15 protein-coding genes are annotated in these 16,738 nt (G+C 61.2%); 7 read left to right on the top strand and 8 right to left on the bottom strand.

The genetic code is table 11. The features are described from left to right. The first annotated feature begins 8 nt into the window (after window positions 1–8). The 3 genes from ACU8HS_RS15810 to ACU8HS_RS15820 all read left to right on the top strand — a co-directional run bounded on the left by ACU8HS_RS15810 (window position 9) and on the right by ACU8HS_RS15820 (window position 2,851). Window positions 9–1,295, top strand: coding sequence for a cytochrome b (locus ACU8HS_RS15810; RefSeq protein WP_112572511.1), 1,287 nt, complete (start codon window positions 9–11; stop codon window positions 1,293–1,295). Window positions 1,296–1,320: 25 nt separating this feature from the next. Further along, window positions 1,321–2,193 (top strand): cytochrome c1, encoded by an 873-nt coding sequence (locus ACU8HS_RS15815; RefSeq protein ID WP_112572513.1) that lies wholly within the window; start codon window positions 1,321–1,323, stop codon window positions 2,191–2,193. A 115-nt stretch (window positions 2,194–2,308) separates the two neighbouring features. Further along, window positions 2,309–2,851, top strand: a complete 543-nt coding sequence (locus ACU8HS_RS15820; protein WP_112572515.1) for an adenine phosphoribosyltransferase — start codon at window positions 2,309–2,311, stop codon at window positions 2,849–2,851. Window positions 2,852–2,896: 45 nt separating this feature from the next. Here the strand turns inward: ACU8HS_RS15820 and ACU8HS_RS15825 are convergent, their stop codons facing one another. Both ACU8HS_RS15825 and ACU8HS_RS15830 read right to left on the bottom strand, forming a co-directional pair. Further along, a complete protein-coding gene (locus ACU8HS_RS15825) occupies window positions 2,897–3,364 on the bottom strand; it encodes a MaoC/PaaZ C-terminal domain-containing protein (RefSeq protein WP_112572517.1) in 468 nt (155 codons plus the stop codon). Further along, a complete protein-coding gene (locus ACU8HS_RS15830) occupies window positions 3,361–3,831 on the bottom strand; it encodes a MaoC family dehydratase (RefSeq protein ID WP_112572519.1) in 471 nt (156 codons plus the stop codon). Before ACU8HS_RS15830 ends, ACU8HS_RS15825 begins: the two co-directional genes overlap by 4 nt. Window positions 3,832–3,923: 92 nt before the next feature. Between ACU8HS_RS15830 and ACU8HS_RS15835 the strand changes: the two genes are divergently transcribed. Further along, window positions 3,924–4,994, top strand: a complete 1,071-nt coding sequence (locus ACU8HS_RS15835; protein ID WP_447014677.1) for a hypothetical protein — start codon at window positions 3,924–3,926, stop codon at window positions 4,992–4,994. Window positions 4,995–5,071: 77 nt separating this feature from the next. On the opposite strand, the gene ychF is transcribed toward ACU8HS_RS15835, so the two are convergent. After that, the gene (gene ychF, locus ACU8HS_RS15840) at window positions 5,072–6,175 is read right to left on the bottom strand and encodes a redox-regulated ATPase YchF (protein ID WP_112759138.1); all 1,104 of its coding nucleotides are present in this window, start codon (window positions 6,173–6,175) and stop codon (window positions 5,072–5,074) included. 224 nt (window positions 6,176–6,399) lie between these two features. On the opposite strand from ychF, the gene clpS reads away from it, so the two are divergent. Then, window positions 6,400–6,711: an ATP-dependent Clp protease adapter ClpS gene (gene clpS / locus ACU8HS_RS15845; RefSeq protein ID WP_112757023.1), complete on the top strand. Its 312-nt coding sequence runs from the start codon at window positions 6,400–6,402 to the stop codon at window positions 6,709–6,711. A 15-nt stretch (window positions 6,712–6,726) separates the two neighbouring features. Here clpS and ACU8HS_RS15850 read toward each other — a convergent pair whose 3' ends face one another. The 5 genes from ACU8HS_RS15850 to ACU8HS_RS15870 form a co-directional block, all read right to left on the bottom strand. Beyond that, on the bottom strand, window positions 6,727–7,185 hold the full coding sequence (locus ACU8HS_RS15850; protein WP_447014678.1) for an N-acetyltransferase family protein: 459 nt from the start codon (window positions 7,183–7,185) through the stop codon (window positions 6,727–6,729). Between the two features lie 2 nt (window positions 7,186–7,187). Continuing rightward, entirely contained in the window at window positions 7,188–7,904 is a 717-nt protein-coding gene (gene pth, locus ACU8HS_RS15855) for an aminoacyl-tRNA hydrolase (RefSeq protein WP_112572531.1), read from the bottom strand. 94 nt (window positions 7,905–7,998) lie between these two features. Next, the gene (locus tag ACU8HS_RS15860; protein ID WP_447014679.1) at window positions 7,999–8,721 is read right to left on the bottom strand and encodes a substrate-binding periplasmic protein; all 723 of its coding nucleotides are present in this window, start codon (window positions 8,719–8,721) and stop codon (window positions 7,999–8,001) included. 26 nt (window positions 8,722–8,747) lie between these two features. Then, window positions 8,748–11,105, bottom strand: coding sequence for an EAL domain-containing protein (locus tag ACU8HS_RS15865; protein WP_447014680.1), 2,358 nt, complete (start codon window positions 11,103–11,105; stop codon window positions 8,748–8,750). A 186-nt stretch (window positions 11,106–11,291) separates the two neighbouring features. Next, window positions 11,292–11,903, bottom strand: coding sequence for a 50S ribosomal protein L25/general stress protein Ctc (locus tag ACU8HS_RS15870; protein WP_447014681.1), 612 nt, complete (start codon window positions 11,901–11,903; stop codon window positions 11,292–11,294). Window positions 11,904–12,319: 416 nt separating this feature from the next. Between ACU8HS_RS15870 and ACU8HS_RS15875 the strand changes: the two genes are divergently transcribed. Further along, entirely contained in the window at window positions 12,320–15,106 is a 2,787-nt protein-coding gene (locus ACU8HS_RS15875; RefSeq protein WP_447014682.1) for a bifunctional diguanylate cyclase/phosphodiesterase, read from the top strand. A gap of 58 nt (window positions 15,107–15,164) precedes the next feature. Further along, window positions 15,165–16,658: a hypothetical protein gene (locus ACU8HS_RS15880; RefSeq protein ID WP_447014683.1), complete on the top strand. Its 1,494-nt coding sequence runs from the start codon at window positions 15,165–15,167 to the stop codon at window positions 16,656–16,658. Window positions 16,659–16,738 lie beyond the last annotated feature (80 nt).

Below are 16,738 nucleotides of genomic sequence, written 5' to 3' on the forward strand. Positions count from 1 at the left end.
ACTGATTTATGAGTGGCCATTCCAGCTACGAACCATCAACCGGCCTGGAAAAGTGGGTCGATGCGCGCCTTCCGCTGCCGCGCATGGTCTATGACAGCTTCGTCGCCTACCCGGTTCCGCGGAACCTGAACTACGCCTATACGTTCGGTGCCATGCTCGCGGTCATGCTGATCGTGCAGATCCTGACGGGTGTTACGCTCGCCATGCACTATGCCGCCGACACCACGATCGCCTTCAACTCCGTTGAAAAGATCATGCGCGACGTCAACCATGGCTGGCTGTTGCGCTACCTGCATGCCAACGGCGCTTCCTTCTTCTTCGTCGCCGTCTACCTGCATATCGCCCGTGGCCTTTACTACGGCTCCTACAAGGCGCCGCGCGAAATCCTCTGGATCCTCGGCGTCGTCATCTACCTGCTGATGATGGCAACCGGCTTCATGGGCTACGTTCTGCCCTGGGGCCAGATGTCCTTCTGGGGTGCGACCGTCATCACCGGCTTCTTCTCGGCCTTCCCGCTGGTCGGCGAATGGGTTCAGCAGTTCCTGCTCGGCGGCTTCGCTGTCGACCAGCCGACGCTCAACCGCTTCTTCTCGCTGCATTACCTGCTGCCCTTCATGATTGCCGGCGTCGTCGTGCTGCATATCTGGGCTCTGCACGTCACCGGCCAGACGAACCCGACCGGCGTCGAGGTGAAGACCAAGACGGATACGGTTCGTTTCACGCCTTACGCAACGCTCAAGGATGCGCTCGGCGTCTCGGTCTTCCTGATCGTCTATGCCTATTTCGTCTTCTACCTGCCGAACTATCTCGGCCATGCCGACAACTACATTCCGGCCGATCCGCTGAAGACCCCGGCCCATATCGTTCCGGAATGGTACTTCCTGCCGTTCTACGCGATGCTGCGCTCGATCACCTTCAATGTCGGCCCGATCGACTCCAAACTCGGCGGCGTTCTGGTCATGTTCGGCGCCATCATCGTGCTGTTCTTCCTGCCCTGGCTTGATACGTCGAAGGTCCGCTCCGCGGTCTACCGTCCGTGGTTCAAGCTGTTCTACTGGCTGTTCGTGATCAACGCGATCATCCTCGGCTGGCTCGGTTCGCAGCCTGCCGAAGGTGTCTACGTCATGATCTCGCAGTTCTGCACGCTTCTCTACTTTGCCTTCTTCCTGGTTGCGATGCCGGTTCTCGGTCTGGTGGAAACACCGCGCCGTATCCCGAATTCGATCACCGAAGCGGTGCTCGAAAAGCGCAACAAGACGGCAGCGGCCAAGACCGCTGCGGCGGCCAAGGCCTGAGCAAGCGGACGGGAAGGATAGAAATATGAAAAAGCTTGTTGCAAGCATTCTCTCGCTCGCTGTCGCGGCTGGCCTTGGCGGCATGGCTCTTGCTCAGGAGGCGGCGGCTCCGGCCGCCCATCACGAGGAAAGCGCCACCCCGCACTACCCGCTGAAGGAGCCCAAGGAGATCGACTGGACCTTTGCCGGCCCGTTCGGCCACTATGACAAGGGTCAGCTGCAGCGCGGCCTGAAGGTCTATACGGAAGTCTGTTCCGCCTGCCACTCGATGAGCCTCGTGCCCTTCCGCATGCTGGGCGAGCTCGGCTATTCGGACGCGCAGGTCAAGGCTTTCGCCGCCAATTACGAAGTCCAGGACGGCCCGGACGCCAACGGCGAAATGTTCACCCGCAAGGCGGTTCCGTCCGACCACTTCCCGTCGCCTTATCCGAATGCGGAAGCGGCAGCTGCTGCCAACAACGGTGCGGCGCCGCCGGACATGTCGCTGCTTGCCAAGGCACGCGAAGTCGAGCGCGGTTTCCCGCAGTTCGTCTTCGACATTTTCACCCAGTACCAGGAAAGCGGCCCGGACTATATCTACTCGCTGCTGACCGGCTATGAGGAGCCGCCGGCCGGCTTCCAGGTTCCGGCTGGCGCGCACTATAACCCGTATTTCCACGCCGCCGCTGCCTTCGCTATGCCGAAGCCGCTCTCCGACGACCAGGTCACCTATGACGACGGTTCGCCGCAGACGGTCGATCAGTATGCCAAGGACGTTTCCTCGTTCCTGATGTGGGCTTCCGAGCCGCATCTGGAAGAGCGCAAGCGCACCGGCTTCATGGTTATGGTCTTCCTGCTGATCTTCACCGTGCTGATCTACCTGACCAAGCGCTCGGTCTATTCGCGGATCGACCACTAAGCGATCTTTCATTGCTTCGGAAAGGCGGCTTCACGGCCGCCTTTTTTATTTGGTTTGATCCGGCGCAATTGATAGTGTGCCGGGGTTTCATGCCCCTCGCAGATACGGATTTTCGATGAACAATACGCTTTCGGAGCTTGCGGCCAGCATCCGCTCCATTCCGGATTACCCCAAGCCCGGCATCATCTTTCGCGACATCACGACGCTGCTCGGCAATCCGCGCGCCTTCCGCCGCGCGGTGGACGAGCTCGTGCAGCCCTATGCCGGCCTGAAGATCGACAAGATTGCCGGCATGGAGGCGCGGGGCTTCATCCTCGGTGGCGCGGTTGCGCATCAGCTTTCGTCGGGCTTTGTGCCGATCCGCAAGAAGGGCAAACTGCCGCATGACACGGTGCGCATAGCCTATAGCCTGGAATATGGCGTGGACGAGATGGAGATGCACCGCGATGCCGTCCAGCCGGGCGAGAAGGTGATCCTCGTCGACGATCTGATCGCCACGGGCGGTACGGCTGTCGGCGCAACGCAGCTTCTGCGCCAGATCGGCGCGGAAGTGGTCGGCGCCTGCTTCGTCATCGACCTGCCGGATCTCGGCGGCCGCAGGAAGCTGGAGGATCTTGGCGTCGATGTGCACACGCTGGTGGAATTTTCCGGCCACTGACGATCGTCGTTCGGGGCAAGTGCGGCGGCATCGCCGCAGCGCCGGCTATTCGAATTCCAGCACCGTGCTTTCGAAGCGGATGACCGCAATAGCGTCCTGATTGACGCCTTCGCAGTGGATGGTGTTGAGATGCCAGCCCGGCCGCGATGCAAGCGGCCGGCCGGAGAGAAAGGTCACGGAATAGCTGACCGTCTCATCGACAAAGACCGGCTTCAGCCATTGCAGCTTCTGGAAACCGGGTGAGGGGCCGAGGTTCGGCGGCTCCAGCCCCTCGCTCTTCAGCCGGCCAATCTCCGCCATCCAGTATCTGAGGAAACATTGCATCCAGGCGGCCGTCGTGTGCCAGCCGGAGGCGCAGAGCGCGCCGAACATGGTGTTCCTGGCCGCATCCTTGTCGGTATGGAAGCGCTGCGGATCGTATTTGCGGGCGAAGCGGAGGATCCTTTCCTCGGTGAAGAGGTAGGAGCCGATCTCGGTCCTGTCGCCTGTCTCGTAAAGTTCGGTCATTCTCATGCGCCGGCCTCCGGGCTATTGCGCATCCCGAAGATCACGGAATTTTCCGTCAGGCAGACCAGTTCGCCGCGCTGGTTTTCCACCTCATGGCGGAATTTGACGATGCCGAGGCCGGGCCGCGAGCGCATCGCGCGCGCCTCCAGCACGGTCGAATGGCCCGACAGCGTGTCGCCGGCGAGCACGGGCTTGCGCCACTCCATGAAATCGACGCCGGGAGCGCCCTCGCAGAGGGAGTTGAGCACGTAGCTGTCGGCCATCATGCGCATGAACATCGCCGACGTGTGCCAACCGGAGGCGGCAAGTCCGCCGAGGATGCTGGCGCGCCCGGCTTCTTCGTCCAGATGCATGGGCTGCGGGTCGAATTCCCTGGCAAATTCGATGATTTCGGGTGCCGTCACCGCCTTCGGGCCGAGCGGGAAGCGCCGGCCGGGCTGGAAATCTTCATAAGCGAGCTTTTCTGCAGGCATCGCCATCTCCCATCATAGGCAGGGTTCTCTGCTTACAATAGCATCCGCGCGGGCTCAATGATTCCATAGGGCAATTGCATGGGGGCGGTGGCATGGCTGAATTGAGATCGATACTGGACGAGGCGGCGCGCGAGGGGCTGATTACCGCGGAGGCCGGGGCGCGGCTCGTGCCGTTCCTGGAAGCGCGGGGCGTGATCGTCGAGGTGCGTGCCGGCGCGCTCGCCGATGCCGCCTGGTCGGATACGGAGACGCCGCGCTTCGTGCGCGGCTTCCACGACGTGCTGATTACCATCGGCATCCTGATTGCGCTTGCCGGCCTCTGGGGGCTCGCCTCGCTTTATGCGGTTCTGCCGGCGATCCTGGTTCTGGCGGAAATCCTCGTGAAACGTCAGCGCCTGGCCCTGCCGGCCGTGGTGCTGACGCTGGCGGCCTTTGCCTGGACCTTCCGGATGATGCTGTCGGTCTTTCCGTCCAATGCCGATCTGTGGCTGACCGGTGACGGCATCGATACGTTCATCGTCTCCTTCCCCGTCATCATGGGGCTTTTCTATCTGCGCTACCGTGTACCGCTTGCGCTTGCGCTCGCGATCTTCTCCGGCCTCGCCCTTGTGCTTGCGCTCGTCTTCCGCCTGCTGCAATGGGCGAGCGGCGACGATGCCTTTATTCTCAACCACCCGACGCTCGTGTCGGTCATCCTGTTTGCCTGCGCTGTCGGCCTGTTCGCCGCCGCGCTCGGCTTCGATCTCAGCGACAGGTTCCGCCGCACGACGCGATCGGATGTCGCCTTCTGGCTCCATCTCGTGGCGGCACCGGCCCTGCTTTACAGCATCCGGGCCTTGCTTTCGCTCGACGGCGGCTGGCTGGATATCATGGATGCAAACTCGTTCAAGACGCCTGTCGTCGTTGCCATCGTCGCGCTCCTGATGCTGATCGGCCTGGTTATCGACCGGCGCGCTTTCGTGACGTCGGGCCTGCTGACGCTGGGACTGGCGATCTACGGAATCTTCCGGCAGGGGAGCGCGACCGTCGACACCTACATATTCGGGACGCTTGTTGTCGTCGGCGTGATCGTGCTTGTCATCGGTACGGGCTGGATGCCGCTCCGGCGCATCGTGCTGCGCGCCTTGCCCTCGGGCATGGTGGAGCGGCTGCCGCCCGGTTGAGCGGCAGCCTTCGTTTTTGTCTGGCGCATGTCGTCATCGCAAAACCGCTGCACGTTTTTGCGCGGCATGCTTGTGCGTCAGGTGTTGAAGCGGAAGTGGATGACGTCGCCGTCCTGGACGACATATTCCTTGCCTTCGTCGCGCGCCTTGCCGGCCTCCTTGGCGCCGACTTCGCCGCCGAACTGGATATAATCGTCATAGGCGATGGTATTGGCGCGGATGAAACCGCGTTCGAAATCCGAGTGGATCACACCGGCCGCCTGCGGCGCCTTGGTGCCGCGCTCGATCGTCCAGGCACGCGTTTCCTTCGGCCCGACCGTGAAATAGGTGATGAGGTTCAGCAGCTTGTAGCCGGCGCGGATCAGGCGGTCGAGACCGGCTTCGTCGAGGCCGAGGGCCGAAAGGAATTCCTTGGCTTCCTCGTCCGGAAGCTGGGCGACCTCGGCCTCGATCGCAGCCGAGATGGTGACGGTTTCCGCACCCTGTTCTCTCGCCATGGCGGCGACGGCTTCGGTGTATTTGTTGCCGGTTGCGGCATCGCTTTCCGCGACGTTGCAGACGTAGAGGACCGGATGCGAGGTCAAGAGGTTCAGGCCCTTGAGGATGCGGGTCTCTTCGGCATCGAGCCTGGACAGCAGCGTGCGGACGGGCTTGCCGTCCTGCAGCAGTTTCAGCGAGGCTTCCATGACCGGCAGCATGGCCATGGATTCCTTGTCCTTGCCGGTGGCGCGCTTGCGGGTCTGCTCGGTGCGGCGTTCCAGGCTGTCGAGGTCGGCGAGCATCAGCTCGGTCTCGATCGTATCGGCGTCGGCGACCGGGTCGATGCGGCCTTCGACATGGGTAATGTCGCCGTCTTCGAAGCAGCGCAGCACATGCACGATGGCATCGACTTCGCGGATATTGGCGAGAAACTGGTTGCCGAGACCTTCACCCTTCGAGGCGCCGCGCACGAGGCCGGCAATGTCGACGAAGTTGATGCGGGTCGGAATGATTTCCTTCGACTTGGCGACATTGGCAAGCGTCTGCATGCGCGCGTCGGGAACGGCCACTTCGCCGGTGTTCGGTTCGATCGTGCAGAAGGGATAGTTCGCCGCCTGTGCCGCCGCCGTCTTGGTGAGCGCATTGAAGAGGGTCGATTTGCCCACATTCGGCAGACCGACGATACCGCATTTGAAGCCCATGGCTGAAACCTGCTGTTTAGAATTCCTTGGCCGTGGCTATGGGATAAAGGAGGGGAGCGGTCAAGTCTTGGAGCGCTTTTCTCGCCGCTCCCTTGCCGTCGCAGCCGCGTGGCACTATTCTTGCCGTGGCGGGATTTGCCTGATACCGGGTGTCGAAATTCTGCAATCGAAAAAGCTTAGTCAGATCCAAACCCCTTCCCATGTCATCAACGGGCGGATTTCCGATGGTTGACAACGACATTGCCTTAAAACCCAAGACCAGAACGAAGCCCAAGCTGGACAGGCCGAAGCTTTACAAGGTCATTCTCGTCAACGACGACTACACGCCGCGCGAATTCGTCATCGTCGTGCTGAAGGCTGTCTTCCGCATGAGCGAGGATGCCGGCTACCGCGTGATGATGACGGCCCACAAGCTCGGCTCCTGCGTGGTCGTGGTCTGCACCAAGGATATCGCGGAGACAAAGGCCAAGGAGGCCATCGACCTTGCCAAGGAGATGGGCTTTCCGCTGATGTTCACCACCGAGCCCGAGGAATAGGGTCGGCCACGGGTTCTAGGCAGGCCGGCGGATCTGATAGCCGGTCTTGTCCTGCAGGAAACCGCAACTCTCATAGAAGCGATGCGTGGCCGGGTCCTTCGAGCCCGTCAGCAGCATGACCTTGTAGCAGCCGGCCTTCCAGGCTTGCTCGATCGCATGGCCGATGAGCTTGCCGGCATAACCCTGCCGGCGGTGTTGGCCATGGGTGACGACATTTTCAATGAGCGCATAGGAGGCGCCGTTGCGCGTCAGGTTGGGGACGACGACCAGCGTCACGGTCGCGGCTGCCGCCTTGCCGGCAAAGCCGATGAAAACCGTCATGCCGGGCTGGGCCAGAACGGCCGAGAAGCGTTCCTGCGCCACCTCGGCTGCGAGGACCGGGTCGGTAGAGTTGAGATACCGGTAGAGGCCGAGCAGGCCCTCGAGGTCGGCGGAGGTTGCCGGCCGAACGGCGAAGGCGTCGCTTTCCGCCACGCTCACTCCCCCTTGTTGCCGAACATCTTCTTCAGCATTTCGGCCATGGGGCCGGTTGCCGGAAGTTTCTGCTGGCTATGGTTGCGCGCCTGGTGAATGTGGGACTTTGCCGCGGGCTTCTTTTCCGGTTTCGGCTTTTCCTCTTCCGGCTTGCCGCCGAGCGCCAGCGCGATCTTGTTCATCAGCTGGGAATCCTCGTTGCGCACCAGCATCTCGGCATTGTCGGCGAGCGTGTCGAGCAGCGGCTCCAGCCAGGCCTGGTCCGCCTTGGCGAAGTCACCGAGCACATGGTTGTGCACCAGATCCTTGACGCCGGGATGGCCGATGCCAAGGCGCAGGCGGCGGTATTCCCTGCCGCAATGGGCGTCGAGCGACTTGATGCCGTTGTGGCCGCCGTGCCCGCCGCCCGTCTTCAGCCGCGCCTTGCCGGCCGGCAGGTCGAGTTCGTCGTAGATCGCCACGAGGTCGGAAGGCTGCAGCTTGTAGAAGCGCATGGCCTCGCCGACCGCTTCGCCCGACAGGTTCATGAAGGTCTGCGGCTTGATCAGCAGCACCTTCTCACCGGCCAGCTCACCTTCCGATATCTCCGCCTTGAACTTCTTCGACCAGGGCGAAAAGCTGTGGCGACGATGGATGGCATCCACCGCCATGAAGCCGATATTGTGCCGGTTGCCGGCATATTTCGCGCCGGGATTGCCGAGACCCGCGATGATCAGCATGGCCTGTCTTCCTTGCAAGAGCTGTTGGCGTTCACCACCGCGAAACGCCGTCAAAGTCAAGGGGCAATGGCGGGCGTGAACGGCAGGCGCCCGATCATTTCAGCAGATGCAGCCCGTATTTCAGGAAGATCTGCTTCTGTTCGCCGCTGGCGATCAGCCTGTCCAGCGAGGCCTGCATGCGGGCGAGAAGATCGTCCGGGAAGTTCTTTTCGCAGGCAATGCCCATCGGCTGGGAGGAGAGCACAGTCACCATTTTCAGCGGCTGGTCGGCCTTCAGCTTGTCGAAATAGAGTTCGGAAATCGGCATCATGTCAATGCGGCCGCCGAGCAGCTTGCGCAGCGTCGCGTTGAAATCGCTGGCGACGTCGAGCTTGGTGAAGCCCTTCTCCTTCAGCGTCACCTCGGTATAGTCGTCGCGCTGCGTGCCGACGACGTATTTCTTCGCCTCTTCGAGATTGCCGGCGGAGACGTCCGAATCCTGGCGGGCGATCAGGATGTTGCGGTCGACGAGAAGCGGCTCGACCCATTTGAACAGGCTGTCGCGCGCCGCGTTATGGGCGGTTGCGAATACGCAGGTCATCGGCGTGGAGCGGGCAAGGCTGAAGGCGCGCGCCCAGGGCATCACGTCGATCGTGTAACCGACGCCGATATCGGCCATGATCTTTTCGACCTGCTCGACGGTCGCGCCTTTGATGAGCTTGCCGTCGCGGTAGTTGAAAGGCGCGTATTCCTCAGTGACGAAGGTTATCGTCTGGGCGGAGGCAGGCGTGGCAAAAGAGGGTAGGGCAAGAAGTGCAAGAAGCAGCAGCCTTTTCATCGCGATACCTCCCGTATCTCGTCAGTTCATGAAGCGCGCGCCACGTTCGGCGGTGAGTTGCTCAATTCTTCGATCAGCCTGGCGGCATTCTGCGGACGGTGGAACAGGTAGCCCTGGCCGTAGTCGAGGCCCATCTGGTGCAGCGTTCCGCACTCTTCCTCCGTCTCGATGCCTTCGGCAATGACGGTGCAGTTCATCTTGTGCGACAGCGTGGTGATGCCTTCGATCAGCATGCGGCTCTTCTGGCGCACGTCATCGTCGGCATCGTTGATGGCGCGGGTGAAGGACTGGTCGATCTTGATGATATCGACCGGGAAGCGGTTGAGATAGCTCAGCGAGGAATAGCCGGTGCCGAAATCGTCAAGCGCGATGCGGCAGCCGAAGCGGCGCAGTTCCGTCACGATCGTGCGGATCTGCGGGTTGTCGTGCATCAGCACGGCTTCCGTGATCTCCACGACGATCCGGTCCGGCAGGATGCCGTGACGGCCGAGAATGGCGGCGAGGCGGGCGGCGAGCGCCGGCTCGAACTGCAGCGGCGAGAAATTGACGGCGAGATAGGTGTCCTGCATGCCGGGCAGGCGGGAGATCTTTGCCAGGTTGGCGATCGCCTTTTCCATGATGACATTGCCGACGCGGACGATCCTGGCGGTCTCCTCGGCCACGCTGATGATCTCGGCCGGCGGCATGAGGCCCTTCTGCGGATGGTTGAGGCGCATCAGCGCCTCGAAACCGGCAATGCCGCGGCCGTTCAGGTTGACGATCGGCTGCAGATAGGCCTCGAACCAGTCGTCGGCGAGACCGGCTTCGATATTGGCTTCGATCTCGGCACGACGGCGGGCGTGATCGAGCATGCTGTTGTCGAAAATCTGGGCACCGTTCTTGCCGTCGCGCTTCTTGGCATACATGGCCATGTCGGACTTCTGCAGCAGCTCGGCTGCGGTCGCGGCGTGGCGAGGATAGATGGCGATCCCGACGGAGGCGCTGAGATGCATGTCGGGGCCGAAGGGCGTCTCGAAGATCGAAGCGATCTGGTCGCACATGGCGCGGGCGCGCTTCTCGGCATTCTTGGCCGGCAGCAGGATGGCAAATTCGTCGCCGCCGAGGCGGGCCGCCTCGTCGGAGGGCGCAAGCAGCGTCTTCAGCCGCTCCACGAGCTCGATGAGGGCGGCGTCGCCCGCGGCGTGGCCCATATTGTCGTTGATCCACTTGAAGCGGTCGAGATCGATGAAGAGGCAGGCGAGTTCCTGGTCGGCGGCATCGGCGGCCGCGATCTTGCTGTCGAGCACGGCTTCGAAACCCTGGCGGTTCAGCAGGCCGGTCAGATGATCCGATATCGCCTGGCGATGGTTGCGGTCCTCGGAGGCCTTCAGTTCCGTCACGTCGGTCATGACGGAGAGCGACTGGCCCTCCTGTCCTTGCGTCGTGAGCGCCGTCTCCATGATGAGGACGTCCATGATGCGGCCGTCCATGCAGATGAACTTGACGGTGACCTCACCGGTGCCGTTCTCGCGCTGGCTCTTGCGCTTGACGAACTTGTCACGGGTGAAGGAGGTGACGAGATCGGAGAAGTTCCGGCCGATGACGGCTGCGCGGTGATAACCGGTCGCCAGCAGCCAGTAATCGCTGACGGCCGTGATGCGGTCTTCCTCGTCAAGCGAGAAAAGCATGGCGGGCGTCAGGTTGTAGATGTCGGTGGTGCGGCGATGGGCGAGCTTCAGCTCGGTTTCCTCGTTTTCGAGCTTCGTCTGCATTTCGTTGAAGCTCTGGGCGAGGCGGCCCATCTCGTCGTTCGACTGCCAGTCGACATGGTGGCGCGAGCCGAGCTGGCGGGTCGCCTCGATCGCAGCCGTCAGGCGCATCAGCGGCTGGATGACGAAGATGCGGTTGCCGATGAGCGCGGTCGCAAAAACGGCCAGCACCGCGAAAATGAAGATGGAGATGAAGACGACCTCTTCCTGCTTCAGGCCGGAAAACAGGCCGAGCGCCGGATAGAAGACGGAAATGCTGCCGAGGTTCTTCGGACCGTCGACGGTGTTGTAGATGATGGCGCGGGAAACCTGAACCAGCTTGCCGTCGAAGGAGCGCGGAATGGTCGACTGGCTGACGTCGAGCTGGCCCGACTGATCGCGGACTTCCACCTTGACGATGGCGCCCTGCGAAACGACCGTCGCGCTGATCTGGGTGACGCTGTCGGCATCGAGATCCCAAAGCGGCTTGGCGAGCGCCTGGGCATTGGCGACAAGAAGAACGGAAATATGGTCGCGTATTTCCTTGTCGGCCCGTTCGGAGGAAAGGAAAAGAAAAAGAACAAAAAGGGGAGCTACAAAAACAAGCAGCGCGCCGCAAACAATCGCAAAAAATCTGTTCTCAACGGAATTATTCATGGTTCCGTTTGCTCCACGGGGGTCGGAATATTCTGCGGTCACGCAGCAGGGCGGGAACTTCGCAACCAGCCGGAGCATGCTTCCATGAATGTGTTAAATGTTGCTGAAATGAGCCTTTTTCGGCAATGAAAAAGCCCGCCTTCCTCACGGAAAACGGGCTTATGCTTTACAAATTGGTAGAAGCGATCAGGCTTCCGCATCACCTTCGGCAGCGGTCTCGTCGATGCCGGCAGCCGGAGCAACGATCGTGGCGATGGTGAAGTCGCGATCGGCGATGACGGGCGTGACACCCTTCGGCAGCGTGACTTCCGAAATGTGAATGCTGTCGCCGATCTTGTGGCCGGAGAGATCAACCGTGAAGAATTCCGGGATCGCGTCGGCCGGGCAGTGAACTTCGACTTCGTGACGAACGATGTTCAGAACGCCGCCGACCTTGAGGCCCGGGGACTTTTCTTCGTTGACGAAGTGAACCGGGATTTCAACCGTAACCTGGGTGTTGCCGGATACGCGCAGGAAATCGACGTGCATCGTGAAGTCGCGGACCGGATCGAGCTGGTAGTCCTTCGGCAGAACCTTGTACTTCTTGCCGTCGACGTCGATGGTCGCAACGGTGGTCATGAAGCCACCGGCATGAATGCGCTTCGTCACCTCATTGGTGTTGATAGCGATGGAAATGGGGGCCTGCTTGTCACCATAGATGACAGCGGGAATAAAGCCGTTGCGGCGGAGTTCACGGGCGGACCCCTTACCAACCCGTTCGCGCGCCTCGGCCTTGAGCTCGTACGTTTCGTGGCTCATGGCTAGTCCTTTCGAGGTTATTTGGAGAGTCCGCAGCGGGCCTGAAGCCTTGTGCCAGCGGACCGGAGGCGGGCAAAGCCCATCCTCATCCGCGTTGCCTCCAAGGGTGTCTACGCGGACGCGTGGCCTATAATATAAGTGTCACGCAAACGCAAGCGGTGACGGGCCTGCCGGGATCAGCAATGCCCCTGGCGGTATCGGCCCGGCGGCGCCTCGCCGCTCTTACATCCGAAAGGCCGCAAGATACAATCCCTGGTATTTTGCGGCCGGTTGCAAAAACCGCTGATAAGCCTTCGTTGGTTGGCCGTTAATCACAGAGTCGAACAGAAGGTTCCACTTTACCTGCAAAGGCCCCGGATTATCCGTTCCTTAACGCGGCCAGACCGATGTCGGGCCTGAAAAGAACGGGTTTTCTCATGTTTGCGATCGTATACTGCCTGACATACCAACACGACTGGACACTGGTTCTTCTGGCTGGCGCCCTCTGCCTCGCATCCAATCTCGGAACGATCCTGTTCCTCAGAAGCGCCGGCAGGTCAAAAGGCATGCCGCGCTGGATCTGGCTTTGCGTGGCCGGGGCAGCAGGCGGTTTCGGCATCTGGTCGACGCATTTCGTCGCCATGCTTGCCTACGATCCGGGCATTGTCGTCGGTTATGGTCGCGATCCGACGCTGATTTCGCTCGGCGCGGCCTTTGCCTCCACCTTCGTGGCCGGCCTTGCCGCCGTATCGCTTCCGCCTTCCCAGTCCAATATTGCCGCGGGCCTGGCTTTCGGCGTTGGCGTTGCCGCCATGCATTTCATCGGCATGGCCGGCTTGCAGGTTCCCGGAACCATCGTCTGGGATCAGCGTCTCGTCGTCGTTGCGCTGGTCATCTCGGTCGCCATGGCGATCTGGGGATATACGCTCACACGGAACTGGAAGGGAACGAACCGGAGCATTCTTGCTGCGGCGTCGGTGCTGTCGCTCGGCATCGTGCTGATGCATTTCACCGCGATGGGGGCGCTGACGATTGTCGAGGGCGGGCCGGAGGCGATCGAACCGCAGGCGCTTTCGAAGTCGGTGCTTCTCGTGACCATTCTCGTCGTGTCGATTTCGATGCTTGCCTCGGGCATGTCGGCATCCATCATTGCCTTTCGCGCCGCCAAGCAGGCGAGCGCAAGCGAGACCAGGTTCGAACTGCTGCTGCAGGGCGTGACGGACTACGCCATCTACATGCTTGACCCCGCAGGGGTCGTCACCAACTGGAACGTGGGGGCAGAACGCGCGAAGGGCTATAGCGCCGCCGATATCGTCGGGCAGAATTTCGCCCGGTTCTACTCCGAGGAGGACCAGCGCAACGGCCTTCCGCAGCGCGCGCTCGAAGCCGCTCTCGCCAACGGCCGGCACGAGGCGGAGGGGATGCGCTTTCGCAAGGACGGATCCTCGTTCTGGGCGCATGTCGTCATCCAGCCCGTGTATGACGATGGTCGCCTCATCGGCTATGTGAAGATTACCCGCGATATTACGCAAGCCAAGATCGACGGCGACCGTATCAAGGAAGTATCGAGGAACCTCGATCTGGCACTGGAGAACATGAGCCAGGGCATTTCGATGTTCGACCGCAACGAGCGGCTGATCCTGGCAAACGCCCGGTATAGCCAGCTCTTCGGCTTCCCCGAGAATTTCATTCGCCCGGGTCTTGCCTATTACGAGATCGTTCGCAACGGCTATCAGATCGCCTTCGGCGACGGAGAGGCCGCAGAGGCGAGGGCGACCGACCATTATCGCAGGCACATGGCGACGATGCGCTCCGGCCAGAAGACGCTGGTGCATCAGACGACGGGCGGACGGTCAATTCTGGCGACGTTCAACGTTCTGGCCGATGGCGGCTGGGTCACGACGTTCGAAGACATTACCGAACGGCTGGCGCGCGAAGAGAAGATCGCGTTCATGGCCAAGCACGATGCTTTGACCGGCCTGCCGAACCGTCCCACCTTCAACGACTATCTCTCGCATCAGCTGACGATTGCCAAGAGGCTGTCGGCCAAGGTTGCGGTGATCGGCATCGATCTCGATAAGTTCAAGGAAATCAACGACCAGATGGGCCATGTCGCCGGCGATTTCGTGTTGAGCACATTGGCCGCGCGGTTGAACGGCATCCTGCGCGACGAGGAGCTCGTCGCCCGGCTCGGCGGCGATGAGTTCGCGGCCATCAAGCGCTTCGGCGACCGGGCAGAGCTTGACGATTTCGTTGCCCGGCTGGAGGCCGCGCTTACGGAAAAGATGGAATTCGAGGAGCACCACATCGTCCCAGGTGCCAGCGTCGGCGTCGCGCTTTACCCCGATGCCGGCGAAGATGCCGAAACCCTGCTCGCAAATGCCGATCTGGCCATGTACCGCGCAAAACACGAGGTCGGGCACAATGTCTGCTTCTACGACGAGTCCATGGACGAAGTATCGCGCGACAGGAGAAGGCTGGCGCGCGACCTTTGGGCGGCGATCGAACGCGACCAGATGTACCTTCACTATCAGGTGCAGAAATCGGTCGCGACCGGCAAGACGACCGGCTACGAAGTGCTGCTCAGGTGGAACCATCCCGAACGCGGAAACATACCGCCCGCCGATTTCATTCCGATCGCCGAGGAATGCGGCGCGATCGTCCCGATCGGAGAATGGGTGCTTCGCGAGGCGTGCAGGGAGGCGGTCAGCTGGAAGGACGACGTCAAGATCGCCGTCAATATTTCGCCCATCCAGATCGCCCATGCAAATATCGCCGAGCTGGTGCGCTCGGTCCTTGAGGAAACCGGCCTGCCGGCATCGCGGCTCGAACTGGAGATCACGGAGTCGTCGATCATCGTCGACAAGAGCAAGGCGCTGGTTGCCATGCGTGCGCTCAAGCAGCAGGGCGTTGCGATCGCCATCGACGATTTCGGCACCGGCTATTCGTCGCTCGAAACCCTTCGCTCGTTCCCCTTCGACAAGATCAAGCTCGATCGCAGCTTCATGAACGAAGTCGAGACCAGCCAGCAAGCAAAGGCGGTCATCCGGTCGATCCTGGCGCTGGGGCGCGGCCTGTCGATCCCCGTGCTGGCAGAAGGCGTGGAAACGCTGAGCCAGCTCGAGCTGCTGACATCCGAAGGCTGCGACGAGGCCCAGGGCTACTACTTCGGCCGTCCGGCACGAATGGAAAAACAGGCGGCTGCGCTCAACACTGCGGCTTGACACCGGAAGCTATCCGATCTTCCTATGGCCGCATCAAAAGCGGCTGAGGAGAGTACGGATGCGTCTCAAACTTGTCACGACGACGAGCCTTGTCGCCCTATCGCTGTTCGGGGCAGCGCAGGGGGCGGAGATCAATCAGGATGGGGCGAACAAGCTTCGCGACGACCTGACGAACGTGTTGCCTGACGAACTTGCAAAGAGCGGTTTCGTAACCGTCAACCCGGCAGGTAGCCGCTACGAGATCATATATGATTTTGCCAAGCTGCTCAGCAAGATCGACACGACCAAGGTCGTGGTGAACGGCCTGACCCCATGGTCGGTTTTTGCCACGCCGCTCGACAGCGGTCTGTGGAACCTCGAAAGCAATAACAGCTTCAATATTTCCGGCAGCTTGAAGGGACCGGATGACAAGGCCACGGATTTTACCTATTCGATAGCCTCGATGGTCTATGACGGCGTTTTCGATCCTGCGATCGCTTATTTACGCTCCGGCAATTTCAAGGCCACCGACATCCGTCTCACGTCAAAGTCCGATATGGACCAGGTCGACGTGACGTTTGCGGGCATGGACTATCGGCTCGATTCGACCGACAGCGCCAGTGGCAACGGTCGTCTCGATTTCAAGACCAATGGCTCGCTTTCCGCGCTGTCGGAGACGGTCACCAACCCGTCGATGCCACCGGTCAACATCAAGGCGGATTCGATAGACGTCAACGCCGATGTCGCCAGCCTGCCGGCGAAGGAAATCCGCGATATCGTATTCTTCATCCTGGAGCATATGGACGAGAAGGAACTGAGCAAGGAGGATGGCGAAAAGCTGAAATCGGTGCTCAAGGCATCCTTCCCGCTATTTTCCTCGCTCAATGAATCGATCACCGCCAACAACCTGACGGTCGGTACTGCCGCGGGTAATGGCGGCGCTAAGGCCTTCGGCTATAATTTCTCGATCGCCGGGCCGAGCGACACCGTCCGGTTTGCCTTCGGCATGAACGCCGCAGAGGTGACGCTCGATAGCCCTGTCGTGCCGGCGAGCTACCACGCCTTCCTGCCGAAGAGCATCGATATGCAGATCGCCGTGCCCGACATGGATTTTGCCGCTTTCAGCGACGAGTTCATGAAGATCGATTTCTCGGCCGGCAGCAATTCGGAGGAAAGCGGCAAGCAGGCGGCCGAAAAGCTTTTCCATGACGGCATTCTCGTCGTCGACTTGCCGAAGTTTACCGCGGTCTCGGATGTCTACGATATCGACGTCACCGGCAGGCTGCAGGGGCGCGTCGATACGCAGAAGGACTATTCGCTCCAAGCTTCGGTCCTGGCGCGCGATCTCGACAAGTCGATCGCCGCCATCCAGGAACTCGCCAAGAGCGATCCGAACCTCCAGCAGGTCTCCTTCGGCATGATGATGGCCAAGGGCTTTGCCAAGACCGATCCGGATGGCCGCTCGCGTTGGGATATCAGCGTTGCCGGCGACGGGTCCGTGGCGATCAACGGCCAACAGATCAAGGGGCCGGATGCCGCAGAACCGGATCAGGGGCAGGCTCAGCCACAATAAACACCCGGGATTGCAAGCTGCAGTGAAAGCCGGCTTCGGGCCGGCTTTTTTCATCCCGCATCAAGGGTTTTGCCAAGACC

This window comes from Rhizobium sp. KDH_Rht_773_N (genome assembly GCF_052946295.1).

Bases quoted from the DNA above. Each gene is read 5' to 3' on its own strand.
- ychF (WP_112759138.1), bottom strand. From the start codon at position 6,175: ATGGGCTTCAAATGCGGTATCGTCGGTCTGCCGAATGTGGGCAAATCG.
- ACU8HS_RS15870 (WP_447014681.1), bottom strand. From the start codon at position 11,903: ATGAGCCACGAAACGTACGAGCTCAAGGCCGAGGCGCGCGAACGGGTT.
- ACU8HS_RS15820 (WP_112572515.1), top strand. From the start codon at position 2,309: ATGAACAATACGCTTTCGGAGCTTGCGGCCAGCATCCGCTCCATTCCG.
- ACU8HS_RS15835 (WP_447014677.1), top strand. From the start codon at position 3,924: ATGGCTGAATTGAGATCGATACTGGACGAGGCGGCGCGCGAGGGGCTG.
- ACU8HS_RS15830 (WP_112572519.1), bottom strand. From the start codon at position 3,831: ATGCCTGCAGAAAAGCTCGCTTATGAAGATTTCCAGCCCGGCCGGCGC.
- pth (WP_112572531.1), bottom strand. From the start codon at position 7,904: ATGCTGATCATCGCGGGTCTCGGCAATCCCGGCGCGAAATATGCCGGC.
- ACU8HS_RS15825 (WP_112572517.1), bottom strand. From the start codon at position 3,364: ATGAGAATGACCGAACTTTACGAGACAGGCGACAGGACCGAGATCGGC.
- clpS (WP_112757023.1), top strand. From the start codon at position 6,400: ATGGTTGACAACGACATTGCCTTAAAACCCAAGACCAGAACGAAGCCC.
- ACU8HS_RS15875 (WP_447014682.1), top strand. From the start codon at position 12,320: ATGTTTGCGATCGTATACTGCCTGACATACCAACACGACTGGACACTG.
- ACU8HS_RS15880 (WP_447014683.1), top strand. From the start codon at position 15,165: ATGCGTCTCAAACTTGTCACGACGACGAGCCTTGTCGCCCTATCGCTG.
- ACU8HS_RS15815 (WP_112572513.1), top strand. From the start codon at position 1,321: ATGAAAAAGCTTGTTGCAAGCATTCTCTCGCTCGCTGTCGCGGCTGGC.
- ACU8HS_RS15810 (WP_112572511.1), top strand. From the start codon at position 9: ATGAGTGGCCATTCCAGCTACGAACCATCAACCGGCCTGGAAAAGTGG.
- ACU8HS_RS15860 (WP_447014679.1), bottom strand. From the start codon at position 8,721: ATGAAAAGGCTGCTGCTTCTTGCACTTCTTGCCCTACCCTCTTTTGCC.
- ACU8HS_RS15865 (WP_447014680.1), bottom strand. From the start codon at position 11,105: ATGAATAATTCCGTTGAGAACAGATTTTTTGCGATTGTTTGCGGCGCG.